The sequence below is a fragment of the Rhizobium yanglingense genome (assembly GCF_977109285.1).
The window spans coordinates 117872-140800 of record NZ_CDSAWY010000002.1 but is presented as its reverse complement, the minus strand read 5'-3'; the positions used below and the strand labels follow the sequence as shown (position 1 = coordinate 140800).

The following is a 22929-nucleotide window of genomic DNA, read 5'->3' as shown; positions in this document are numbered from 1 at the left end:
TGACTCTCCATCGGTTAACCTCCCAAGGAGATCGACCGATGCCGCTGCCGAACTACCGTGATACGTTTCTGCAGTGCCTGCAGACCCTGAAGGACCTTATGGGGCCGTCGGAGGAATATGTCCGGTTTCGCTGGCAGGCGATCTATCTGACGCGCGGGCGCTTCTCCTATTTCTTCCGAGGCGCGCTCGACGGTCAGGTCAGCGGCTTTTCTGGTCAGCAGATCGATCTGACGAACGGCGAAATCACCATCATTCCCGCCCGCTCCGCCGCTCTTTACGGGGCGACCTTTGGGCTTAACGAGGCGATTACCGCCTATAATGGTCCTGCGAAGTCGGTCATCGACGTCGCGCATGCCTTCAACGAGGCAAGCGAGATGAGCTACCATCCGGAATTCTTCTATGTCCGGATGGACCTGCTTCACAGCGCCAATGACAGCCGGATGGGCTTTACGCTCGACCCGCGCCTCAGGGAAAATACCAATCTCATCTTTGTCGGCGTAGAAGATCAGGTGACGGCGGATTTGCTGGAGGAAAGCGATATCGCCCGCTGGGTTGCGCAGGAAAAGCCGATGGCTTCGACGGACTGGTACGCCGAGCGGTTCTACTACAGTTGAGAAGACGGCGCGCCTCGACCAACCTTTCATTCGATAACGCCGCAAGCGAGCCTTGCGCCTGCATCGCCCGCCGGTTGACTGCGATAGTCATCCGAATTTGCGTGGATCATCAGCGCACGGCCGCGAACGCCGTCCTCCTTGCCGTCAAGCGTCGCCATGCTGTTGAAGACCTGGGCGCGCAGCACGCCGTGTTGGTCGACAAATTGATTCGGCATATCGCCGGCATGCGGACCCTTGGCTGTCAGGATGCCATGCTCGGCCTCCGTCGGATTGAAATGCTTGCCTGCCGATTCATGATGGGTGGCCGGGTCGCATTTGCCGACTTCGTGGACATGGAACCCCACCCATCGGTTTGACGGAAGGCCGGAGACCTCGAGTTCGATTAGTACGCCGCCGCTGGCCGCAGCCGTCAGCGTCGCACGGCCGTTCTCCTTGCCGTCCTCGCCGACAAAATTTGCAACCGCTGTCTGCTTATCCTGCGCAAATGCCATCGAAGCCGTTGCGGCAATGGCGAATGCCGCGATTGTGCACTATCCTTGCCATCCGGATTCCTTCCATTTTTGAGAGCTTATTGTTCCCAACGCCTCATGGAGGAAGGTGTTCCTGCTGCAGATCAGGCAAACAAAAAGCCGGCCATTCGAGGCCGGCTTCATCGATTGCTGCAGGTCAACCTCAGGACGCGATGTCGAGGTCGTACTGGCCGTATGTATTGCGGTAGAGTTCGGAGGCGTGATCGCTCTCGCCTGCCGCATCCTGAGAATTCGATGCAACGCTCCCGGCGCCGCTATCGCCAAGCTCGATCATCAGCGCGAGAACATTGTCGCCAGCTGTGGAGCGCGGCTGGTCTCCTGCATCGTCTTCACTGAACCGCTTGAAAATGCCGGGCTTTTCATCAGCTGCACGCTCCCCGCGGCTCAATACGCCGTCACCATTCGCGTCCAGCCGCGATAGGGTCGCCAAATAGGCATAAGACGTTTCTGAAACAGATGAAACATGAGTCATACAAACCTCCGTTCACCGCCTTTTTTCCGGTGATGTCTGTACGCAATACGATGGGGGAAAATCAAAACTGACTCGGTGGATAAACTGATTTGCGAGTCGGGTCAATAAGTTGTTAACTTCTCATTAATCAAGGTTGACAAAGCTTTTACACGAAGCTTGCCGCCTTGCATCCTACGCGTGCACGTGGCATAGGTGAAATATACGTATACTTCGCAGGCAACCGATTGTTAATTCGGCCCACAGATAATGATTGCAACGGGTTGCCGCAGCAGAACCGGTCGTTTCCGGTATTGTTTAAATCGAATATTTTAAAGATTTTCAGAAAGGCCTTTGCATGCCCGGTGCGAAGCGCGGCGTTTCCTGCTCGGATTTGAGCTATGGGGATCAGCGGTAATTCGCAGCGGCCTGCATGTAGGATAATTGCCCTCATGGATGCTGATAGCGCTCTTTTGGCAGCAATGCACCCAAGCCGTAAACAACGACGGTTCAGTCGATGCGAAGCGCCTGATGGCGCTGGTCATCGAAACCTATCGGAGCTATGGCCGCAAGCATGCCCTTTTTTCCCTCGTGCTCGATAACCTGCCGCTCGGTCTCAGCGTCTTCGATGTCGGCACAGCGCCTGATCGCTCTGCAACGATCCGGTTCCGCCAGCTCTTCGGTTTCTGCCGCAAGATCAGGCAGTCCCTGGAGTTTCTGTGCGGGCTCTACAGTCACCAGGATCCCACGGAAAAGAGAGGAAGCTGGTTCGATCCGCTTACCAAGCTCCAAAGACGGCGTACTGGGCGACATGCCGCCGCGGCCAAGAGTAAAATCCGCCGGCGCGAATGGCTGATGGACGACGGCCGCATTATCTTCAGTGCATTGTGACCGTCCTTACCGGATGGCAGCAATATCGCGATCCATTCAGACATCACCGAAGAGCGGAAGGCCGCCGAGCGGATCGCCCACCTCGCGCATCACGATCCGCTGACCGGCCTGCCGAACCGCATCCGTTTTCGCGAGCAGGTCGATGCCGCCCTTTCCGAGCGCGCGCCAAACGAGCAGATCGCGCTCGTGCACCTGAACCTCGACCGCTTCAAATCCATCAACGATACGATGGGCGTTTCGACCGGCGACACCATCCTTCGCCAGGTTGCAGAACGCATCCGTGCATCGGCTAGCAGCGAGAATACGCTGGCCCGCCTCGGCTCCGATGAATTCGCGATTCTTCAACGTGGAAGGCAGCAGCCGTGGAATGTCACGGCGCTTGCCGACCAGATCCGCCGCGAGCTTTCCGAGCCCTTCTTCTCGCGGCGACAAGCAGATCGAGCTCAGCGTCTCCGATGGGAATCGCACTCGCGCCCGAAGATGGTGCCGAGACCGACGCATTGCTCCGCAACGCCGGTGTCGCGCTCTCGCAGGCCAAGGCGGACGGACGCAAACGCGAGCGATTCTTCACGAGCGAGATGGCATCGCCGTATCCAGGCCGCGCCACGCGCTTGAAGCCGACCTTCGAAGCTGGCATTGCACAGCGACGAATTCGAACTGCATTACCAGCCGCTCTACGACCTCGCGTCAGCAGCGCATTTGCGGTTTCGAAGCCCTTGATACGCTGGAACCATCCGAACGCGCGGCCGCGTGCCGCCGATGGAGTTCATCCCACTTGCCGAAGAGGTCGGCCTCATCGTCGATATCGGGCGCTGGGTCCTGACAACAGGCGTGCCGCGAGGCCGCATGCTGGCCAGAAGACATCAAGATCGCCGTCAACGTCTCGGCGATCCAGTTCACCAGCAGCAATCTGACTGTCGCGATGTCGATAAGGCGATTGCGGACGCTGCGATATCGCCGGCGCGGCTGGAACTGGAGATCACCGAAAGCGTGCTGATGGAAAATCTCGAGCGATAGCGCTGCCGATCCTTCATGCCTTAAAGGAGCGCGGCATCCGGATTTCCATGGATGATTTCGGCACCGGCTATTCGTCGCTGAGCTACCTGAGCAGCTTCCCCTTCGACAAGATCAAGATCGACAAATCGTTCGTCTGCGAAATCGTCCGAGAACAAGGAAGCCTATGCCATCATGCACGCGATCATCCTGCTCGGCGACGCGCTCGGCATGCGCGTCACCGTCGAAGGCGTCGAGACGGCCGAACAGAAGAGCGCTGCTCGAAAGCGAGGAATGCGACGAGATTCAAGGCTACTACATCAGCCCGCCGACACCTGCGCGCTGACGTCGCGCGGCTGCTCTCCCGCATCGACGCTCGGCGGCATCCATGGTTTCTGAAGGCGAGCGCTGAGATCGCTCTCGATTGCACTCGCACGGCAAGCCGCTACAAAATCGGCTGCATTCCGGAATTTCGTTGTCGCGTCCTTTTATGTCGCATCCACGTCCGAGCCGATGCTCCATCGGCGAAAACGATCTTCCGCGTGACAGGTGGCGCAATGTTCGAAGCCAAGGCCTTTTCTCCTTTTGAAACGTCTGCCGCGGCCAAACTCACTGCGCCTACGCCACAGAGGGCGATGACGGGTCGCACGACCTTGCCCATATCCTGCGCGTCTTCCGCAATGCGATGCGGATACACGCAACAGAGGGCGGCAACGAGTCGGATCCTAGCCGCCGCCGTTCTGCTCCATGACTGCGTCGCGGTCGAAAAGAGCTCACCGTTGCGCTCCAAAGCTTCGGCACTCGCCGCAGAGAAGGCATCCGGCGATCCTGAAGAAACTGGGCTGGAGCGGCAGATGAGATCGCGGCCGTTGCGCATGCGATCACCACCCACAGCTTTTCTGCCAACATCATGCCGGAAACCCTGGAAGCGCGAAGATCCTGCAAGACGCCGACCGCCTCGACGCAATCGGCATGGTGGGCGTCGGCGCGCTGCTTCTATATCGGCGGCCGCACTGGCCTCGGGCCTTTATGATCCATTCGATCCGGCTGCCGCAGACGTCGCCCCCTCGACGACCGGCGCTATGCCATTGACCATTTCCAGACAAAGCTGTTCAAACTTGCCGACGGATTTCAGACGGTGGCGGGTCGCAGCCCTTGCCGCCGAACGCGACAAGCGTCTTGCGCGACTTCCTCACGGCATTCATGGACGAGATTTAGGAGAACGAAATGCGCGTTAGCGATCTTTTTATCTATCCGCTCAAGAGCGCCCGCGCCATCGCGCATGCCTTTCTCGGCGGATAGACGCCTATCGGCCTTCCCGGCGACCGGCGCGCGATGGTGACGGATCCTGACGGTCATTTCATCACGCAACGCGAATTGCCCGGCACTCGCCACGGATCGAAGTCCAGCCCGAGCCGGAGTGCTTTCCGGCTGCTGATGACGGGGAAGCCGGACATATCGCCGTCGCGCCGCCGCAGCCTGGACCGCCGCATGGGTGTCGATCGTCTGGAAATCCCTGCGTGAATGCCGCAGTTGCCGATCGACGAAAGCAACGCTCGGCTTTCCGAATGGCTCGGACGGGACGTGAAGCCTGGTCTTCTTCGATAGCCGGGCGCAACGCATCGCCGAATCCCGAATGGGCAGGCGGTGACACTCCCATGACATTTGCGGACGGCTATCAGATCCTGGTGACGACGACCGGCTCGCTGAAAGCGCTGAACGCCAACCTCGCCTCGCATGCAGAGGGTAGCGTCGGCATGGAGCGCTTCCGGCCGAACATCGTTATCGATACGGACGAAGCCTGGCCGGAGGACCGCTGGGCGGCAATCGAGATCGGCGGCATCCGTTTCGATCTCGTGAAACCCTGCGCGCGCTGCATCATGACGACGCAGGACCAAATGACGGGCTCGCGCGAGGTGCCAAACCCGATGCCCGCCATGGGCCGCATCCGCATGTCGGCAGATCGCCGCGTGCGCGGCGCGATTTTCGGCTGGAATGCCGTACCGCGCGGCACCGGCCGGGTCGCCATCGGCGATGCCGTCACCATCATCGAGGAACGGCCGGAAGGCTGGGCTTTCAAGGTGCGCGCGGCGGGTTAACGGCCGGCTAGCGCCGCATCGATCCGTGCCATAACATCCCGTGGCAGCGGTCCCTTTTCCAAAGCACCGGCGTTTTCCTCAACCTGGGCGACTGTGCGAAAACCGGGAATGGGCAGCGTGCGCGGCGAGCGTGCCCATAACCACGCAAGAGCGCCTTGTGTCAGCGTGCGGCCGCCGGTGGTCAGCAGGTCGCGAACGGCTTCCAGGCGGGCTGCGAATTCCGGCGCGATGCGCCCATCCTTGAAATAAACCATCCAGTCGAGGCTCGTGGCGCGGACATCCTTGGCGCCGACTGTCTTCTCCGGCGGTGAACTTGCCGCTCAAAAGCCCCATCGCCAGCGGACCGCGGTTGATCGACAGCAGGCCGTTCTTCTCGACTACATCGACCATGGCCGGCACCGGCTCGAAGACATTCATCGTGTGCTGTATGGATACGAAGCCCTTGCAACCTGCGTGGCGGGCGGCGCGATCCGGGAAGTCCGTGCTCCAACCGAAGGCGTCGATCTTACCCTGTGCCTTGAGTGCCTCGAGGGCATCGAAAACTTCGTCCGACGCTTCCAGCGGGAAATCGTTCAGGTGGAACTGCAGGAGATCGAGCCGCTCGCGCTTCAGCCGGCGCAGCGACGTTTCCGCCGATTGGCGGATGAAGGCCGGATCGGCAAAGGCGCCCGTTGCCTGCTTCGTTTTCTCGTCGGTGGCAAAACCGAATTTCGTGGCAATAACGATATCGTCGCGATTGCCGATCGCGCGGCCGAACGACTTCTTCCGAATGCCCGGCGCCATAGTTCGAAGCCGTGTCGAAAAAGCGGATGCCGAGATCGACGGCGCGATGAATGGCCTCGATCGACTCGTCATCGTCGACCTCCCCCCAGCCGAGTGGCACGTCGCCTGCGAAGAACGGCCCTCCGATCGCCCAGCAGCCCATGCCGAGCCTCGGGATTTCGCGGCCATTCCAGAGGGTGATCGTTGTCGCATTATCTGTCTTCGTCAGCATGAAAGTCCTCCAAAGCAATATGAGCAGACATAGGCCGGACGCCGGAACGGATAAACCTCCAATTCCGCAGCATGTTTTTCAGCAGTGAAAAACCACCCTCAGGCCGAGAGCTCGTCCGGCGCTGCAGGAACGGCCCCGAGAGACGCATTGAGTGCCTTAAGGGCTGCCTGAATGAAGCCGTCGCGGGCTGCCAGTCGGCTTCGATGCCCGCGCGGCTCGTAGACGTGGCGATGGAGGAAAAAGCCCGTCAGGCGAAAGGCCGCGCTCAGACTGTCGAAGTCGGCGGCATCATTGCCGTCGGCGCGGAGAAAGCGCCGGCAGCACGCAGCATCTTGTCCGCCCAGGGGGCACCGGCTGACGCGGCTGACCGCCCGGCCGGATTTCGGCGAGACATAGGCAAGATCGGACCGCGCGCCCGTTGCGGCGCATTCGGCAAGGTCAAGGCCGAAGCCGAGGTCGTTGAGCACGGCGAGCTCGAAGCGCACGAAGAGTTCACCGGCATCGCGCCGGATTGTGGAGATTGTCGAGGATGACTTCGAGCGCATCGTAAAGATGCGGATGCGGGTCGCGCTCCGGCAAAAGCCGTAAAAGAGCGCCCATCGCCTGCACCCCATAGACGGCGGTCGCCGTTTCCATGAGCCGTGCTGCGCGCAAGCGCAGCGGCTCGACGCGGAATTCGCCGAGATGCTCGTCGAGGCGCGCGCGCCAGATGACATCCACCTCGTTGCCGGGCTGCAGTACCGGCTGCATCGCGCGCGAACGGCCGGAGCGCACCAGCCCGAGATGCCGGCCCCGAGCACGCGTCATCACCTCGGCAATGACGCTGGTCTCGCCGTGGCGTTTGACGCCAAGAATGATTGCACTGATCCTGCCACTGCATGGCGAACGAACCTCAAGCTTGCGGAATTGATCCTGCATAAGTCAACGCGTTACAGCGTCCTATGCGCGTCTGAAGACGCGCTGCAATGCAAGGCCTGGCGTCCGTCAGGAACCGCGTCATGCGGCAGTCGGAAAGAGCTTCTCGCAGGAATTCGCGCATCGCACCTTCGTCGAAGGGCTTTACGAGAAGCGGCACATCCTGGAGGTCCGGGTGGGAAGTCGTCGCGTGTCGGAATAGCCGCTGACGAAGCCGAAAGGGATGCCCGATGTCGATTCAAGATGCCGGGCAAAGCCGAAGCTCATTGCCCTCGCCGAGATTGACGTCGAGCAGCGCGAAATCATATGCTTTCCGACTTCAACGGCATCCATCGCCTGATCGAGGCCGCTTGACGATATCGATGACTCTCCACGCCGACCGGCGCGGAGCATATCTTCCGCTTCCATCGCAATGATGAGACTGTCTTCAAGGACCAGAACACGGCTTGCGTTCATGATCTCCGCGCCCTTCGTCTGAACGCCTGTTTACGGCGCACACCGTCTGCTTAACCCGCATCTTTACCCTCTGGTACCCCCTTATGGCCCGGTTAGCGGGCTATAGGCCATGCTACCTGAGTGAGCCGCTTTTCCGATCTGGTCGATAAGAAGCAAAATCGGAGGAAAAGTGGCATCACCGACCTTATTTTCTGCTTGACGCTAATTTGCATTCAAAAAAGACATAACCAGGCTGGTTGGCCAAAGGGCCGCAGGAATTTTATGGGCGGCCGCCTGGTATCGCCAAGCCATTCGAGCCGGTCTTTCTCAATCGGTCAACGCGGAAAGTCGAGCCCCATTTCCCGGAACCGCTCCGGGTCATCGCCCCAGTTCTCGCGCACCTTGACGAAGAGGAACAGGTGCACCGGCTGCTCGAGGATTTCGGCGAGTTCCTTTCGGGATGCCGAGGAGATCGCCTTGATCGTCTCGCCACCCTTGCCAAGCGTGATCTTCTTCTGGCTGTCGCGCTCGACATAGATCACCTGCTCGATACGGACCGAGCCATCCTTGCGCTCTTCCCATTTTTCCGTTTCGACGTGGGAGGCGTAGGGAAGCTCCTGGTGCAGGCGCAGGAAGAGCTTTTCGCGGGTGATCTCGGCGGCGAGCTGGCGCATCGGCAGATCGGAAATCTGATCTTCCGGATAGTACCACGGGCCTTCGGGCAGGGTCTTGGCCAGATAATCCATGACGTCGTCGCAGCCGGAGCCGTTCTCCGCCGAGATCATGAAGGTGCTGCTCGAAGGCGATCTTCTCGTTGGCGGCAGCGGCCAGCGCCAGCAAGTCTTCGCGCTTGACGCGGTCGATCTTGTTGAGCAGGAGGATCTTCGGCTGTCGCACCTCCTTGAGCCCTTCCAGGATCGCCTCCGCGTCGCCGCGCAGGCCGCGCTCGCTGTCAATCAGCAGCATGATGAGATCGGCATCCTCGGCCCCGCCCCAGGCCGACGTGACCATGGCGCGGTCCAGTCTGCGGCGCGGCTTGAAGATGCCGGGCGTATCCATGAAGACGATCTGCGCATTGCCATGGATCGCGATGCCGCGGACAATGGCGCGCGTCGTCTGCACCTTGTGGCTGACGATCGAGACCTTGGCACCGACGAGGCGGTTTACCAAGCGTCGATTTTCCGGCATTGGTCGGGCCGATCAGGGCGACGAAGCCGGAATGCGTTTCGCCATTGGTTTCAGCGGCGACTTCATGCGCCATATCGTTCTTCTTCCGTCATTGTCCCGTCAATTTCCGGCAGAGGCTTTCTGCCAAATGCCTTCGCGTTCCAGCATCTTTGCTGCGGCGACCTGTTCGGCCGCACGCTTCGAGCGCTCGACTCCCGTTTCCGGTTTCACGCCGACCACTTCCACCGTCACCGTGAAGCGCGGATCATGATCCGGCCCGGTGCGTTCTTCAACCCGATATTGCGGCGTGACGCCGAATTTCGCGTGCGCCCATTCCTGCAGTTCGGTCTTGGCGTCCCGCTTTGCGCCGTCGGCGCGGGTCGCCCGCTTTTCCCAGTATTTCAGGATGAAGCGGCGGGCGACCTCAAGACCGCCGTCGAGATAGAGTGCCGCGATCAGGCTTTCGACTACATCGGCGCGCACGTTCATCATGCGCTTGCCGGTGAGCTTCTTGACGTCGGCGCCTGTGCGGACAAATAGGTGCAGACCCAGTTCGTCGGCCACTTCCGCGCAGGTCTCGGCGCTGACCAGCTGGTTCAGGCGCACCGACAGCTCGCCCTCCCCGGCCGTCCCGAAGGTGCGGAAAAGCAGTTCGGCGATGCAGAGGCCCAGCACACGGTCGCCCAGGAACTCCAGACGTTCGTAATTGGCGCCCTTCTCGCGTGCGGGCGCTCGCATGCGTCAAAGCCCGGTCCAGGCGCTCCTTCCCGGCGAACTCGTGGCCGATCAAGGCTTCAAGCCTCGTCCGGTCCGCCGCCGAAAGCGTCTGCACTTTACTCATTCAACAACCTTGAAGAGGCGGTCCCACCGCATGTTGGCCGGCCATTTCCAGATTTCGCGGAACGACGTGTCGTTGCCGAGCGAGAAGAAGATGACGCTGGCGCGGCCGACGAGGTTTTCCGCCGGAACGAAGCCGACGTCGAAACGGCTGTCGAGAGAATTGTCGCGGTTGTCGCCCATCATGAAGTAATGGCCTTCCGGCACGACGAAATCCTGGGTGTTGTCGCCGCGCGAAACGGGCGACTGGTCCAGCGTGTCGTAGGTCTTGCCATCGTCGAGCGTTTCGCGGAACACCGGCACGTCTTCGCCCGGATCGAGCTTGTAATCCGAGGTAAAGGCGCCGTCGGCCACCTTCGGAACCGGCTTGCCATTGATATGGAGCACGCCATCCGTCACCTGGATATGGTCGCCCGGCAGCCCGACGACGCGCTTGATGTAGTCGATGTCCGGGTTCGGCGGGAAGCGGAAGACGACGATATCGCCGCGATTCGGCTCGGAGCCGAAGACGCGGCCGCTGAAAAGGTTCGGCGAGAAAGGCAGCGAGTATTTCGAATAGCCGTAAGCGAATTTGTTGACGAAGATGTAGTCGCCGACGAGCAGGGTAGGCATCATCGAGCCGGATGGTATCGTGAACGGCTGGAAGAAGACCGTCCGGATCACCATCGCCAGCAACAATGCCTGAATAATGACTTTAATATTTTCCCAAAGGGCGTTCGGCTTAGTATCGGCTTTTTCGGACACGCAGTCTTGTTCCTTAAAGGCGCCGCAGCGGCGCATTCTCTGTTTGCTTCTCTCTAGCGGCTTCGGCGGGTGGCGGCAATGCCGCGAACATTAAAAGCGACCACACGCCGCTCCTCACGCGCTTTCCGGCAGGGCTTCAATGATCACGAATGCCTGAGCAAGCGGATAATCATCGGTTATCGTCAAATGCACCATCGCCCTGTGTCCGGCAGGCAGCATGGACTGAAGCACGACAGCGGCGCCGCCCGTCAGCTGCATCGTCGGCTTGCCGCTCGGCAGATTGACGACACCCAGATCCTTCCAGAAAACGCCCTGCGCCATGCCCGGTGCCGAGCGCCTTCGAACAGGCTTCCTTGGCGGCGAAACGCTTCGCATAGGATTCGGCGCGGTTGGCGCGGCGGTCGGAGCGCGCCCGCTCGATCTCGGTGAAGCAACGGTGGGTGAAGCGCTCGCCGAAGCGCTCGAGCGACTTTTCGACACGGCGGATGTCGATGAGATCGCTGCCAATGCCGATGATCATGCAATGCCTCTCGTCGAAACGAAATCATACAGTCGGAATATCCTGCGTGGGATGGGCAAGGTGAAGGCGCGCCCGCTCCATCAGCCTCTCGCGGCGGCGGACCTGAAAACCCTTAACGGTGTAGAACGTCAGGATATAAAGCACAACGGAGCTGATGGCGGCCGGAGGAATGGCGCCGATCAGCATGGGCTCGAGCACCGGCTTCCACAGCTCGGTGAAACGGAGCTTGTGAAAAAGCTCCATCAGATCGACGGACTGCCCGGTCATCGCATCTTCGCGCATGAGCAGCAGATGACCGATTTCCCAGGTCGCCGCCCAGATGAAGGGATATGTGAGGGGATTGCCGAAGGCCGCCGTGCCGAGCGCTGCCGCAACCATGTTTCCGGAGAGGAAGTAGGCAAGCACGAAGGCCATGATGAAATGCACGCCGATGAACGGCGTCCAGGATACGAAGACGCCGGCTGCAACGCCCATTGCCACGGCGTGCGGCGAAGCCGTCAGGCGCAGGATGCGCATCTTCAAATAGCGCAGCGGACGCAGAAAGCCCTTGCGGGGCCAGAACAGCTCTCGCGTCCTTTCACGAAATCCTGCAGGTTTTCTACGGCGAAACAGCATGGCGGCTATTTAGGGCCGCGCAGGTCGCCATGACAAGAGCAGTCAAGAGTCTCGGGGCTCGCCTCAGCCGCCGCCGAGAGCTCTTCACCAAAGGGCGCGCGTCATGCGTGGCGCCCTTTTGCATCCTTGGAGGTCTAGAACCCGCAATCAACGGCTACGGAACAGACCCCGGTCAACCTGACGCTGACGGTATTCAAGATCAATTCGGTCGATACGAACCGTTGAGGTATGCCATTTCACGTTCCTGTACGCTGGGAACGCGAAGAGCGCGGGCGATTTTCTTGATCGGAGTAAACATGGCGTTGGCTCTTTCTTTCGTTCATTCTCTGATGACCGGAAGATAGGTGCTGCAGTGCACAATTACCAACGCTCTAATATAGGCACAGCCATGCAACACGTGCATGTCTTGCCTTTTTGGTACGCGAATTCTGCAACAAAGCGATCATAAAATGTGCAGACGCCTCAGTCGTAGAGGCGCCGCACCGTCGCAATGCAATCCAGATCCTTCAGCTGCGCGAGCAGCTGGTTGAGCTGGCGGAGATCCCATACTTCGACATCGACCGCCATTTCGGTGAAGTCGGCGGCGACGCGCACCGTGTTTAAGGAACGGATATTCACATCAAGGCCTGCAACGGATTGCGCCACCTTGGCCAGCGTGCCCGGCTCGTTCAATGCGTTGATGAGCACGCGCGCCATGAAGCGCGACTTGTTGGCCTCGTCCAGGTCCCAGCGCACATCGATCCAGCGATCGGGCTGGTCATCGAAACGTTGCAGCGCGGACGACTGGATCGGGTAGATGGTGATGCCCTTCCCCTTCTCCATGATGCCTACGATACGATCGCCGGGCACGGCGCCTGCGGGTGCGAACTGCACGGCGATATTGCCGGAAATGCCGCGGATCGGGCCCATATCGGCATCCGTCTCCGCCTCCGTCTTGGCCTTGTCTGGAACCTTGAAGATCATGCCAGCGGCGCTGCGGACATTGAACCAGCCGTCATCGCCGCTCGGCTTGACGGTCACACGCTCATCCTGATGGTCAGGATAGACAGCGCGCAGGACATCGAGCGACGACATCTCGCCCCGGCCAACGGCGGCGATCGCGTCCTCGACATCCTTCTGGCCGAGGCGGTGCAGCGCCGGCTTCATCGCGTCCCGGGAAAATATCTTCCCCGCCCGCTCGAAGGTGCGCTCCAGAATGCGGTGGCCGAGGCCGGCATATTGCTTGCGGATCGCCAGGCGCGTGGCACGGCGGATTGCGGCACGCGCCTTGCCGGTCACGACGATCTCCTCCCACGCAGCTGGCGGCACCTGCACGCCGGAGCGGATGATCTCGACCTCGTCGCCGTTCGCAAGTCTTGTCACCAGCGGCATGATGCGGCCGTTGATCTTGGCGCCAACCGTCGTGTCGCCGATATTGGTGTGAACGGCATAAGCAAAGTCGATCGGCGTTGCGCCGCGCGGCAAGGCGATCAGTTTGCCCTTCGGCGTGAAGCAGAAGACCTGGTCCTGGAACAGCTCAAGCTTGGTGTGTTCGAGGAATTCCTCGGGGCTATCGCCTTCGGCCAGCGCCTCGATCGTGTGGCGGAGCCATGAATAGGCATTGGATTTGCGCGAGAGAATATCTCCCTCGCTATTGGTCGCGCCGTCCTTGTAAAGGGCGTGCGCGGCGATGCCGTATTCGGCGATCTCATGCATGCGCTTGGTGCGGATCTGCAGTTCGATGCGCTGGCTTGAGGGGCCGACGATCGTCGTGTGCAGCGAACGGTAGTCGTTCTGCTTTGGCGTTGAGATGTAGTCCTTGAAGCGGCCAGGCACGACGCGCCAGCGCATATGAACGATGCCGAGCGCGCGATAGCAGGCTGGGACGTCCTCGACGAGGATGCGGAAGCCATAGACATCCGAAAGCTGCTCGAAGGAAAGCGACTTCGATTGCATCTTGCGGAAAACCGAGTAGGGCTTCTTCTGACGCCCCTTGACCTTAGCCGTCGTCAAGCCGTTGGCCACCAGCAGATCGCGCAGTTCCGTTTCGATCTTCTTGACCAGGCCTTCGTTGCGCTGCGAGAGTTCCTGCAGACGCTTCGTGACGGTTTCGTAAGCCTCCGGGTTGATATGGCGGAAGGAAAGCTCCTCCAGCTCATCGCGCATGTCCTGCATACCCATGCGACCCGCAAGCGGCGCATAGATCTCCATCGTCTCCTCGGAGATACGGGCACGCTTGTCAGCCGACATATGGTCGAGCGTGCGCATATTGTGCAGGCGGTCGGCCAGCTTGACGAGCAGCACGCGGACATCGTCGGAGATCGCCAGCAGCAGCTTGCGCAGGTTTTCCGCCTGCTTGGCCTTTTTGGTGACGAGATCGAGCTTCTTGATCTTCGTCAAGCCTTCGACCAGCCGGCCGATATCTTCGCCGAAGAGCTCGTCGATTTCGGCGCGTGTCGCCGTCGTATCCTCGATCGTATCATGCAGCAGAGCGACGGCGATGGTCGACTTGTCGAGATGCATGTCCGTCAGAATCGCGGCGACTTCGAGCGGATGGGAGATATAGGGATCACCACTGGCACGCTTCTGCTGTCCATGCTTCTGCATGGCATAGACATAGGCCTTGTTCAGCAGAGCTTCATTGGCGTCGGGCTTGTATTTCTGCACCCGCTCCACGAGCTCGTACTGCCGCATCATCCCGGAACTACTCCAATAAAAACAAAAGCGCGCCAATCACCGATTGGCGCACGCGCTGGTAATAATATGCCTTAGCAATAAAGGCGCAAGATTGACGATTGGTAATCGTCTGGCGACGTATCAGTAGTCGTCGCTCTTTTCCGGAGGCACGAGACCTTCGATACCGGCCAGAAGCTCTTCTTCCGACATCTGGTCGAAAGTGATCGTCTCGGGCTGATCGTCCTGCTCCTCGCCTTCCGCAGCCGCAACGCCACCAGCGACAATGAGGCTTGCCGGGTCGGGCTCGGGCTCGTCGACTTCGACGTGCTTCTGCAGCGAGTGGATGAGGTCTTCCTTCAGATCGTCGGGAGACAGCGTTTCATCGGCGATTTCGCGCAGCGCCACGACGGGGTTCTTGTCGTTGTCGCGATCGATGGTGATCGAGGCACCCTGGGAAATCAGCCGGGCGCGGTGGCTGGCAAGCAGAACCAGCTCGAAGCGGTTCTCAACTTTGTCGATGCAATCTTCAACTGTGACACGGGCCATTGCCTGTCCTTTACGGTCGTGATTTCGGGATTAGAACGCCCGATACAATTAAAAGCCGACGAATTCAAGTTTTTCATGCACCGCCCCACCGTTTATGGGTCGCCTTGCTAAAATTTTCGAGTGAATGTGACAATTCCACCGTTAGTTGCTTGGAATATGCCGAATTGTGCCCTAAATCTCCTTTATATGAATAATTCATAAATTAAGAATTATTCTTTCTTCGTTAACTAAGCCATTGTTTTTATGGAATTTTGACCGAAGAAGATTTGGATTACTCTAATTGGATTGGCATGCGATGTTCGACCCACGCGAAAAAATTGCACTCTTCATAGACGGCGCCAACCTCTACGCTGCATCCAAGAGCCTCGGCTTTGATATCGATTATCGCAAGCTGTTGAAAGCGTTCCAGAAACGCGGTTACCTGCTGCGCGCCTACTATTACACAGCGCTGATCGAGGATCAGGAATATTCCTCCATCCGCCCGCTGATCGACTGGCTCGATTACAACGGATACAAGGTCGTCACCAAGCCTGCCAAGGAATTCACCGACTCCATGGGCCGCCGGAAGATCAAGGGCAACATGGATATCGAACTGGCGATCGACGCCATGGAGCAATCCGAAACCGTCGACCACCTTGTCATCTTTTCCGGCGACGGCGATTTTACCACCCTGGTGGAAGCCCTTCAGCGCAGGGGCCGCAAGGTGTCGATCATCTCCACGATGGCGACGCAGCCGCCCATGATCGCCGACGACCTGCGCCGCCAAGCGGATCACTTCATCGATCTGCTGTCGCTGAAAAGCGAGATCGGCCGCGACCCGTCCGAACGCCCGCAGAAGCCCGTCGAGATCGCCCCGGCGAGCGACTTCGAGGAGTAATTCTCAATCCAAAGCCTCAAACAAGATCGGCTGGGCGCCTTTCCAGAGGACCAGTTTGCCCATGTCATCGAGTTGTTCGCATCCTTCGACGATCGTCAGGAAATGATTGCCGGCAAGAGCGCCCATCTTGCTCGCAAATGACGAGCTGCCATAGGCAAAGAGCAGCTCTGTCTCGCTGTGCCCGCCCGGATAAAGCAGGATATCGCCACGCGACGGATGGCAGGTGTGATTTTCGAAATCCACGCCGAACTGATAATCGCCGAGCGGCACCCAGATCGCCTCCCCGCTCCATCGCGAATGGATAGTCTGATTTCGAAACGGCAGCAGCGACGTGAACGCCGTGCAGGTTTTCGGCGCCTTTTCGACCTCCAGCTTCGCCACGAAGACTTGCGACGCCACCGAAATCTTCAGCCTTCGCATCGCTTAGCCATTGTCCTTCAGCAGGCGGCTCTTCTGCCTGTTCCAATCGCGCTCCTTCTCGGACTCGCGCTTGTCGTGCAGCTTCTTGCCCTTGGCGAGCGCCAGTTCCATCTTCGCCCGGCCGCGGTCATTGAAATAGATTTTCAACGGGATCAGCGTCATGCCTTCGCGGTTGATGCCGGCACGCAATCTGTTGATCTCGCGGCTCGAAAGCAGCAGCTTGCGGCGGCGGCGCGGCTCGTGGTTGAAGCGGTTGGCCTGCAGATATTCCGGGAGGTAGGAATTAATCAGCCAGATCTCGCCGCCTTCATCCGAAGCGTAGGATTTAGCGATATTGGCCTTGCCTTCGCGCAAGGACTTGACTTCGGTGCCCATCAGAACGAGCCCGGCCTCGATATGTATCGATGATTTCGTAGTTGAAGCGGGCCTTGCGGTTTTCGGCCACCACCTTCTTCACGATACGCTGGCTGCCTTTGGGGGCCATGACTTAATCCAATCCTTGCGGACGCGCAAAACCGCGCGCCCTCATTTCCTGCCCTTATGTAGGAGAACAGCCGAAACTTGTGAAGACGGACGCAACCCGCCTTCCAGCTTCGCTCAGTTCAGCAGACCGGCGTGACGCATCGCTGCATCGATTGCCGCTTCTGTCGCCGGTTCCAGCGTGGAGATCAGCGGCGAGCGCACGTTGCGGCTCATGCGTTCGAGCCTGGAGAGGCCGTATTTCGCGCCGCAGAGGCCCGGCTCCAGGAAGATCGCCCTGTGCAGCGGCATCAGGCGGTCCTGATATTCGAGCGCCTTATTGTAATCGCCGGCAAGCGTTGCCGCCTGGAATTCTGCACAGAGACGCGGCGCGACATTCGCCGTTACCGAAATGCAGCCAACACCGCCATGGGCGTTGAAGCCGAGTGCCGTCGCATCCTCGCCCGAGAGCTGGCGGAAATCCTTGCCGCAAGTAATGCGCTGTTCGGAAACGCGCTCGATCTTGCCGGTGGCATCCTTGACGCCGACGATGTTCGAATGCGCCTTGGCAAGCGCGCCCATCGTTTCCGGCGTCATGTCGACCACCGAGCGGCCGGGGATGTTGTAGATATAGATCGGCAGCCTGACGGCCTCGGCGATGGCCGAGAAGTGCGCGATCAGGCCCTTCTGGGTCGGCTTGTTGTAATAAGGCGTGACGACGAGCACGGCATCGGCGCCGGCCTTTTCGGCATGCTGGGCAAGCTCGATCGCCTCGCGCGTATTGTTCGAGCCGGCGCCCGCCATGACCGGCACGCGCCTGGCCGCCGCTTCGATGCAGATTTCCACGACCCGTTTGTGCTCGCCATGCGACAGCGTCGGAGACTCGCCGGTCGTGCCGACCGGAACGAGACCGCTGCTGCCTTCCCTGATCTGCCAATCGACATGGGAAGCGAAGGAGGCTTCATCCACCAGTCCGGCATCAGTAAAGGGGGTGACGAGGGCGGGAATGGATCCCTTAAACATGCGCAACTCCTCACGGCCGATATCCACGCTTCAGCCGCATTCCTTGAATATAGGTTGCGCACCATAAAGCGGCGAAATCGCCGCGACAAGCGCGCATGGATCGGTTTAGGGCAAATTCCGACATCAAATGTGAACGAATTTTACCGGTTTCGGTAAGGTTTCATTAAGAGGCCTGTTGCGAAACTCGAGGCATATTTTCCTGACGAGTATCCCGGATGAAAAAAGCTGTGTTGATCCTCTCCACCGTCGGCCTTGCGGCCGCCGCGTGGAGCAGCGCCGCCTCGCCGCTGCCTGACACGGGCGCTCCGGTACCCGAGGTAAGGCCGATCGGCTTTGTGCCGCAAACCTCGGTACCTCAATCGATCATGACCGGCGCCATCCCGCGCAGCACGACCGTCGCTCCCGTGAGCGAAAACCTGAAGGCCGGATTAGACGCGCTTTCCGGCAAGAATGCGCAGCAGGCCATCTCGATCCGCAACGGCATGGCCAAGGGCACGCTCGACCGGCATATCCTGACATGGGCGATTGCCGTTTCCGGCATCAAGGGCGTGCCTTCTTATGAAATCGCAGGCGCGGCACAGGAACTCAAAGGCTGGCCGGGACTTACCAAGCTGCGCGCTTATTCCGAGCGCGCACTCTACGACGAAAATCCGGACCCGGCTGCAATCCTTGCAGCTTTCGGCAACACCGCGCCGGAAACGACCCCAGGCGCGATGATCCTCTCGCGAGCGCTGGTCTCTGCCGGCAGACAAACACAGGCCGCGAAACATATCCGCAAGGTCTGGCGCAGCGAAGCACTCGACAAGGAGACCGAAGACAAGATCCTGGCGGAATTCTCAGCACTGCTCGGCGCCGCCGACCACAAGGCGCGCATGGAATATCTGATGTATCGCGGCCGGACGGCGCAGGCCAAGCGCTTCGGCGACATGGGCCAGGCGCAGTCCCTCTACGAGGCATGGTCGGCGGTCGCGAGCAAGGCAGCCAATGCCGGCGCGCTCCTTTATGCCGTCGATGGCAAATGGTCGAATGACCCAGGCTATCTGTTTGCCCGCATCGAATATCTGCGCAAGCAGGACAAATATGCCGAAGCCGCCAAGCTTCTGGCGCAAATGCCTTCGGCGCGCGATGAACTGGTGAATTCCGGCGAATGGTGGAACGAGCAGCGTATCGTCAGCCGCGGCCTGGTCGACCAAGGCCAGTTCAAGGCCGCCTACCGCGTCGTCGCCAACCACGTCGCGACGAACCCGGCAGATATTGTCGAAGCCGAATTCCACGCCGGCTGGTACGCGTTGCGCGGACTGCAGGATCCGGCGACGGCCGAGACGCATTTCCGCAAGATTCTTCAGGTTTCGAACGGTCCGATTTCCGTTTCGCGGGCCTGGTATTGGCTGGGCCGTGCCGCAGAAGCCGGCGGGGCGGGCAAATCCAGCGAATTCTATGCAAAAGCAGCAAACTTCCCGAGCACTTTCTACGGTCAGCTCGCAGCTGAGCGGCTGGGGCGCAAGACACTCAACGTCTCCTATCCGTCGCCCACAAGGGAAGACCGGCAGCACCTCCAATCCCGCGAAGCCGTTCAGGCGATTTCGCGCCTTGAGGCCGCAGGCCATGGCTGGCGTGCGGCAAGCCTTTACCTGGCGCTCGCCGAGCAGCTTCAAAGTGCCGGCGAACTTGCCATCCTGGCGGCGCAGGCGGAAGGCTCCGGCAACCATCACCTGTCGCTGCAGGTCGGCAAGATCGCCTATGCGCGCGGGATCGATGTCGCGGCGCTGGCCTTCCCTGTCGGCGTCATTCCCTCGAACGCGAATATCTCAGGCTCGGGCAAGGCGCTCGCCTATGCCATCGCAAGGCAGGAAAGCGCTTTCAACCCCGCCGCCGTCTCGCCCGCCAACGCCCGTGGCCTTCTGCAACTTTTGCCCGGGACCGCCAAGGCAGTCGCCAAGCGCCACAACATCACCTACTCAGCCGACAAGCTGACAGCGGACGCCGGCTACAACGCCACGCTCGGCGCGCATTATCTCGGCGAACAGATCGACGCCTTCGGCGGCTCCTACATCTTGACCTTTATCGCTTATAATGCCGGGCCGAAGCGCGTGCCCGAATGGATCAGCCGCTACGGCGACCCGCGCGGCAAATCCATCAATGAAATCGTCGACTGGATTGAGCGCATCCCCTTTCCGGAAACGCGCAACTATGTCCAGCGCGTGATGGAGAATTACGAGGTCTATAAGGCGCGGCTCGGGCAGACGCCGGATATCGAGCGCGACCTGATCGGCGGGCGCGTCTTCATCCTGATCGATTTGCTTCGACGCCGAAGCAGGCTAGATTTCCTGAGCGCAATCTCGGGAAATCGCAATGTTTTCAAACACCGCCGAAGGCTTCGAGGAGAAGAGATACGCGTCAGTCGACGGGCTCAAGCTCTACGCCCGCGACTATGGAGCCGGGAATCCGTCGGCATCCGTCTCCCCGCCAGTAATCTGCCTTCCCGGCCTGACACGCAATTCCCGCGATTTTCATCAGCTTGCGCTGATCCTCTCCGAAGGACCCGCGAGCGTCCCAGACGCGTGATCGCGCTCGACTATCGGGGACGCGGCCGCTCGGCGTGGGACGATAACAAGCAGAATTACAATCTCGGCGTGGAAGCAACCGACGTTCTGACCGCCTGCGCCGCCTTCGGCATCACCCAAGCCGCCTTCATCGGAACGTCACGTGGCGGGCTGATCCTGCATCTCATCGCCGAGATGAAGCCGGAACTGCTGGCATCCGTGGTGCTCAACGATGTCGGCCCGGTGCTCGAACTGGAAGGGCTTCGGCATATTCAAGCTTATCTCGCAAACCCACGAAGGCCCCGTGACTGGGACGATGCGGCCGGATTGCTTCGCGAAACTGCACGAGGCGGAATTTCCCGCTCTTTCCGCCGGCGATTGGCGCGGCATGGCCTACGCAATCTATCGCGAATCCGATGATGGATTGGTCACGGATATCGATCCGGCCATCCCCGAAGCAGTGATCGCTGCCGATTTCAGCAAGCCGCTGCCGGATCTTTGGACGCCGTTCGACGCAATGGCGGCGGTACCGCTGCTGGTTATCCGCGGCGAGACTTCAAAACTGCTGTCAAAGGCAACGGTCGAAGAGATGCTGCGGCGGCATCCGGCAGCACGGCAGTTCACAGCAAGAAGTCAGGGACATGCGCCGCTGCTGCATCTCGATGATGTGGCGGAGGAAATCCGTCGCTTTCTCCGCGACCTCTAATAGGCATCCGTCTCAGGGCCGTCGGAAGCAGACACCCGCAAAGCAAAAAGCCCGGCTCGAAAGCCGGGCTTCCCGATTTGACCGAAGTCAGATCAGATTAGATTAGAACGAACGCTGCAGGCGGAAGAAGCCCGTTACGCCGTCTTCGTCTTCATCGCCATCGTCGTGGTCCTGGCTGATGTAGTTAACCGTAACCTTCGTCGTCAGGTTCTCGACGATTTCGTAGTCGAGCGTAACGCCGGCGCAGCCATTCGCTGCCACCGTCGAAATCTTCGTCTGCGTCGATGTCGATGTTGTCGGTGTACTGAACAGCCGGGGTGATGGTGAACTTGTCAGTTGCCTTGACAGCGTACTGAGCAGCAATAGCCCATTCGCCGTTGTCATAGTAGTCGCTCGGGCCGCTGGCATATACACCGGCGAGACCGAAGGTGCCCGGGCCGATGTCTGCCGTACGCATGATGCCACGGACAGCACCATCGGCGCGGTCGAGGTCGTAGCCGCCGTAGAAGTTCTCCAGCTGATGGCGCCGAACTTGCCGCCGACAGCAGCGTCGATACCGATGTTGTTGCCACCGTTGTCGAGGTCGTCTGGAAACACCACCGGTACGGGTCAGCTCTTCAACAGCGATACCGGCGTAGAAGTCGCCAGATTCGTACTGGTAGCGGATCGCGTTGAAGTCGGTGTTCGTTGTTGATAACTTCGGTTTCACCGGAGAAGTCATCATCCCACCAGTTGACGAACTTACCAACGCGGAAGCCGGCGAGATCGATGTAGGCTTCATGCGATGACCGTGTCGTTCTGATCATCCTGGCTCGTTGGCAATGTCACCGTTCGGGCGGAAGTTTGCCTGATAGACGATAACGCCGGTGAGCGGACCGTATTCAGTGTCGCTCTTCGCCGTGAAGGCAACCTGACCGCGGGTACGGGCCGACCAGTCTTCGCCGCCGCCGTTATCAGCGAGGTCGCCGAACGTGAAGTCGGTCTGGAAGCGGATGTAACCGTTCGATCTTCAGGCAGGTTTCCGTGCCCGGGATGTAGAAGTAGCCGGTGCCGTAAGCGTCGCAGACGCGAACGTATTCAACCGGTTCCGGCTCAGCAGCGACGATAGCGTCAGCGGCCTGAGCACCGGAAACTACTGCGAGAGCAGCAGCGGAGCCGAGAAGAAGGCTCTTGATGTTCATAGATGACCTCCAATTCAAAGTTTCGATCGGGTCTGGGATTTTTCGCCTTGAGCAGCGTTCCCTGCCCCATCCCCATGTTTCAAGAAGTCGGACGATCAACCGCCCTCGCTTCCGAGGTTGAAAATACAAGACCGCGCCTGTCACGCAATCACCAACTTACTCCGATGGGGGGTTTGCAGCGAGCCTTACCGCCGCCCTGTTGCTGAAAGGCCACAAGTCGGGCAGGCGCCGCCTCATTTCTTTATGGTTTGTTAAGAAACTGCCGGTTTTGCAGGGGTTTAGCATCGCCTCACATGTATGGCACGACGCATCCTGTGCCGCATTGATACCAATTTCCAGCCCGATCTGGGCGGTCTTGTATGACAGCCCCTGCAATGCGACCGTGCGTGAGGGGGCATCCGAATCTGACGACGCTTCACCGCAGGAATCGCTTCCGGGTGAGAATTGATTCTTCAGGCGATTTTGGCGCGGAAGGATCTTCTATCAAACCGATTTTGTGATTTCCCCCCAGCTGCGAGATAGGTGATTGCTCGGAGGAGCGGTGGTCGGCCTTGATACCGGAACGCGATTGTCGGCGATGGTCAGGCAGCAGCTGGCACGCCAAACACATCCCTGACGGCAGGCTCGATCTTGACGCGGTGTTTTCCACCGGAAGGCGCAGGGAGAGCGTCTGCAAGACACCGGTGACGATCCCTCCCCGGCTTCTGACCTTCCTGC

Annotated in this window: 17 protein-coding genes and 13 pseudogenes; 10 read left to right on the top strand and 20 right to left on the bottom strand. The window is 59.9% G+C overall.

All coding sequences use genetic code 11. From position 1 onward, the window contains the following. Positions 1-38 precede the first annotated feature (38 nt). A complete protein-coding gene (locus ACW4PC_RS01800; protein ID WP_455872662.1) occupies positions 39-614 on the top strand; it encodes a hypothetical protein in 576 nt (191 codons plus the stop codon). A 26-nt stretch (positions 615-640) separates the two neighbouring features. On the opposite strand, the gene ACW4PC_RS01795 is transcribed toward ACW4PC_RS01800, so the two are convergent. Both ACW4PC_RS01795 and ACW4PC_RS01790 read right to left on the bottom strand, forming a co-directional pair. Continuing rightward, complete coding sequence (locus ACW4PC_RS01795) at positions 641-1105, bottom strand: superoxide dismutase family protein (RefSeq protein WP_455872661.1); 465 nt, start codon at positions 1103-1105, stop codon at positions 641-643. A gap of 181 nt (positions 1106-1286) precedes the next feature. Beyond that, positions 1287-1616: a hypothetical protein gene (locus ACW4PC_RS01790; RefSeq protein ID WP_455872660.1), complete on the bottom strand. Its 330-nt coding sequence runs from the start codon at positions 1614-1616 to the stop codon at positions 1287-1289. Between the two features lie 432 nt (positions 1617-2048). Between ACW4PC_RS01790 and ACW4PC_RS01785 the strand changes: the two are divergent. From ACW4PC_RS01785 to ACW4PC_RS01760, 6 genes and pseudogenes are all read left to right on the top strand, one after another. Next, positions 2049-2280, top strand: a pseudogene (locus ACW4PC_RS01785) (diguanylate cyclase); the annotation flags it as partial. Between the two features lie 227 nt (positions 2281-2507). Continuing rightward, positions 2508-3098 (top strand): diguanylate cyclase domain-containing protein, encoded by a 591-nt coding sequence (locus ACW4PC_RS01780; RefSeq protein ID WP_455872932.1) that lies wholly within the window; start codon positions 2508-2510, stop codon positions 3096-3098. Positions 3099-3242: 144 nt separating this feature from the next. Further along, positions 3243-3500 (top strand): hypothetical protein, encoded by a 258-nt coding sequence (locus ACW4PC_RS01775; RefSeq protein WP_455872659.1) that lies wholly within the window; start codon positions 3243-3245, stop codon positions 3498-3500. 171 nt (positions 3501-3671) lie between these two features. After that, the gene (locus ACW4PC_RS01770; RefSeq protein WP_455872953.1) at positions 3672-3875 is read left to right on the top strand and encodes a hypothetical protein; all 204 of its coding nucleotides are present in this window, start codon (positions 3672-3674) and stop codon (positions 3873-3875) included. 158 nt (positions 3876-4033) lie between these two features. Then, positions 4034-4694, top strand: a pseudogene (locus ACW4PC_RS01765) (HD domain-containing protein). Positions 4695-4703: 9 nt separating this feature from the next. Next, positions 4704-5575: pseudogene (locus ACW4PC_RS01760) on the top strand (MOSC domain-containing protein). Here the strand turns inward: ACW4PC_RS01760 and ACW4PC_RS01755 are convergent. The 12 genes and pseudogenes from ACW4PC_RS01755 to rpoZ all read right to left on the bottom strand — a co-directional run bounded on the left by ACW4PC_RS01755 (position 5572) and on the right by rpoZ (position 15003). Beyond that, a pseudogene (locus ACW4PC_RS01755) lies at positions 5572-6569 on the bottom strand (aldo/keto reductase). The pseudogenes ACW4PC_RS01760 and ACW4PC_RS01755 overlap by 4 nt on opposite strands. Positions 6570-6667: 98 nt before the next feature. Further along, positions 6668-7114: a DNA repair protein RecO gene (gene recO, locus ACW4PC_RS01750; RefSeq protein WP_455872658.1), complete on the bottom strand. Its 447-nt coding sequence runs from the start codon at positions 7112-7114 to the stop codon at positions 6668-6670. Then, positions 7062-7487: a DNA repair protein RecO gene (gene recO / locus ACW4PC_RS01745; RefSeq protein WP_455872657.1), complete on the bottom strand. Its 426-nt coding sequence runs from the start codon at positions 7485-7487 to the stop codon at positions 7062-7064. Before recO (ACW4PC_RS01745) ends, recO (ACW4PC_RS01750) begins: the two co-directional genes overlap by 53 nt. A 78-nt stretch (positions 7488-7565) precedes the next feature. Further along, a pseudogene (locus ACW4PC_RS01740) lies at positions 7566-8001 on the bottom strand (response regulator). A 253-nt stretch (positions 8002-8254) separates the two neighbouring features. Beyond that, positions 8255-9199, bottom strand: a pseudogene (gene era / locus ACW4PC_RS01735) (GTPase Era). 7 nt (positions 9200-9206) lie between these two features. Further along, positions 9207-9927, bottom strand: a pseudogene (gene rnc / locus ACW4PC_RS01730) (ribonuclease III). Continuing rightward, positions 9924-10667 (bottom strand): signal peptidase I, encoded by a 744-nt coding sequence (gene lepB / locus ACW4PC_RS01725; RefSeq protein WP_455872656.1) that lies wholly within the window; start codon positions 10665-10667, stop codon positions 9924-9926. Before lepB ends, rnc begins: the two are co-directional and overlap by 4 nt. Positions 10668-10781: 114 nt before the next feature. Then, positions 10782-11187, bottom strand: a pseudogene (gene acpS, locus ACW4PC_RS01720) (holo-ACP synthase). 24 nt (positions 11188-11211) lie between these two features. Then, positions 11212-11802 (bottom strand): DUF2062 domain-containing protein, encoded by a 591-nt coding sequence (locus ACW4PC_RS01715; protein ID WP_455872655.1) that lies wholly within the window; start codon positions 11800-11802, stop codon positions 11212-11214. Between the two features lie 147 nt (positions 11803-11949). Beyond that, positions 11950-12100 (bottom strand): annotated as a pseudogene (locus tag ACW4PC_RS01710) (DUF3563 family protein). A 164-nt stretch (positions 12101-12264) separates the two neighbouring features. Further along, positions 12265-14478 carry a RelA/SpoT family protein gene (locus tag ACW4PC_RS01705; protein WP_455872654.1) on the bottom strand — a complete coding sequence of 738 codons (2214 nt, stop codon included), beginning with the start codon at positions 14476-14478 and terminating at the stop codon, positions 12265-12267. Between the two features lie 120 nt (positions 14479-14598). Further along, a complete protein-coding gene (gene rpoZ / locus ACW4PC_RS01700; protein WP_455872653.1) occupies positions 14599-15003 on the bottom strand; it encodes a DNA-directed RNA polymerase subunit omega in 405 nt (134 codons plus the stop codon). 295 nt (positions 15004-15298) lie between these two features. Between rpoZ and ACW4PC_RS01695 the strand changes: the two genes are divergently transcribed. Then, a complete protein-coding gene (locus ACW4PC_RS01695; protein WP_039844410.1) occupies positions 15299-15880 on the top strand; it encodes a LabA-like NYN domain-containing protein in 582 nt (193 codons plus the stop codon). 3 nt (positions 15881-15883) lie between these two features. On the opposite strand, the gene ACW4PC_RS01690 is transcribed toward ACW4PC_RS01695, so the two are convergent. From ACW4PC_RS01690 to dapA, 3 genes and pseudogenes are all read right to left on the bottom strand, one after another. Beyond that, on the bottom strand, positions 15884-16300 hold the full coding sequence (locus ACW4PC_RS01690) for a DUF3830 family protein (protein WP_039844409.1): 417 nt from the start codon (positions 16298-16300) through the stop codon (positions 15884-15886). 3 nt (positions 16301-16303) lie between these two features. Continuing rightward, a pseudogene (smpB, locus tag ACW4PC_RS01685) lies at positions 16304-16784 on the bottom strand (SsrA-binding protein SmpB). A gap of 113 nt (positions 16785-16897) precedes the next feature. Next, on the bottom strand, positions 16898-17782 hold the full coding sequence (dapA, locus tag ACW4PC_RS01680) for a 4-hydroxy-tetrahydrodipicolinate synthase (protein ID WP_455872652.1): 885 nt from the start codon (positions 17780-17782) through the stop codon (positions 16898-16900). A 215-nt stretch (positions 17783-17997) separates the two neighbouring features. On the opposite strand from dapA, the pseudogene ACW4PC_RS01675 reads away from it, so the two are divergent. Then, positions 17998-20061 (top strand): annotated as a pseudogene (locus ACW4PC_RS01675) (lytic transglycosylase domain-containing protein); the annotation flags it as partial. 73 nt (positions 20062-20134) lie between these two features. Further along, positions 20135-21031 (top strand): annotated as a pseudogene (locus ACW4PC_RS01670) (alpha/beta fold hydrolase). A gap of 184 nt (positions 21032-21215) precedes the next feature. On the opposite strand, the pseudogene ACW4PC_RS01665 reads toward ACW4PC_RS01670, so the two are convergent. The 3 genes and pseudogenes from ACW4PC_RS01665 to ACW4PC_RS01655 form a co-directional block, all read right to left on the bottom strand. Continuing rightward, positions 21216-21837: pseudogene (locus tag ACW4PC_RS01665) on the bottom strand (porin). Then, positions 21834-22025 carry a porin gene (locus ACW4PC_RS01660; RefSeq protein ID WP_455872931.1) on the bottom strand — a complete coding sequence of 64 codons (192 nt, stop codon included), beginning with the start codon at positions 22023-22025 and terminating at the stop codon, positions 21834-21836. The pseudogene ACW4PC_RS01665 and the gene ACW4PC_RS01660 overlap by 4 nt, the downstream one beginning before the upstream one ends. Beyond that, positions 21985-22212, bottom strand: a complete 228-nt coding sequence (locus ACW4PC_RS01655; protein WP_455872651.1) for a porin — start codon at positions 22210-22212, stop codon at positions 21985-21987. The genes ACW4PC_RS01660 and ACW4PC_RS01655 overlap by 41 nt, the downstream gene beginning before the upstream one ends. Positions 22213-22929 lie beyond the last annotated feature (717 nt).

Coding starts and splice junctions, on each gene's coding strand:
- ACW4PC_RS01800 (WP_455872662.1), top strand. CDS start 39: ATGCCGCTGCCGAACTACCGTGATACGTTTCTGCAGTGCCTGCAGACC.
- ACW4PC_RS01795 (WP_455872661.1), bottom strand. CDS start 1,105: ATGGCATTTGCGCAGGATAAGCAGACAGCGGTTGCAAATTTTGTCGGC.
- ACW4PC_RS01790 (WP_455872660.1), bottom strand. CDS start 1,616: ATGACTCATGTTTCATCTGTTTCAGAAACGTCTTATGCCTATTTGGCG.
- ACW4PC_RS01775 (WP_455872659.1), top strand. CDS start 3,243: ATGGAGTTCATCCCACTTGCCGAAGAGGTCGGCCTCATCGTCGATATC.
- ACW4PC_RS01770 (WP_455872953.1), top strand. CDS start 3,672: ATGCACGCGATCATCCTGCTCGGCGACGCGCTCGGCATGCGCGTCACC.
- recO (WP_455872658.1), bottom strand. CDS start 7,114: ATGCGCTCGAAGTCATCCTCGACAATCTCCACAATCCGGCGCGATGCC.
- recO (WP_455872657.1), bottom strand. CDS start 7,487: ATGCAGGATCAATTCCGCAAGCTTGAGGTTCGTTCGCCATGCAGTGGC.
- ACW4PC_RS01715 (WP_455872655.1), bottom strand. CDS start 11,802: ATGCTGTTTCGCCGTAGAAAACCTGCAGGATTTCGTGAAAGGACGCGA.
- ACW4PC_RS01705 (WP_455872654.1), bottom strand. CDS start 14,478: ATGATGCGGCAGTACGAGCTCGTGGAGCGGGTGCAGAAATACAAGCCC.
- rpoZ (WP_455872653.1), bottom strand. CDS start 15,003: ATGGCCCGTGTCACAGTTGAAGATTGCATCGACAAAGTTGAGAACCGC.
- ACW4PC_RS01695 (WP_039844410.1), top strand. CDS start 15,299: ATGTTCGACCCACGCGAAAAAATTGCACTCTTCATAGACGGCGCCAAC.
- ACW4PC_RS01690 (WP_039844409.1), bottom strand. CDS start 16,300: ATGCGAAGGCTGAAGATTTCGGTGGCGTCGCAAGTCTTCGTGGCGAAG.
- dapA (WP_455872652.1), bottom strand. CDS start 17,782: ATGTTTAAGGGATCCATTCCCGCCCTCGTCACCCCCTTTACTGATGCC.
- ACW4PC_RS01655 (WP_455872651.1), bottom strand. CDS start 22,212: ATGAACATCAAGAGCCTTCTTCTCGGCTCCGCTGCTGCTCTCGCAGTA.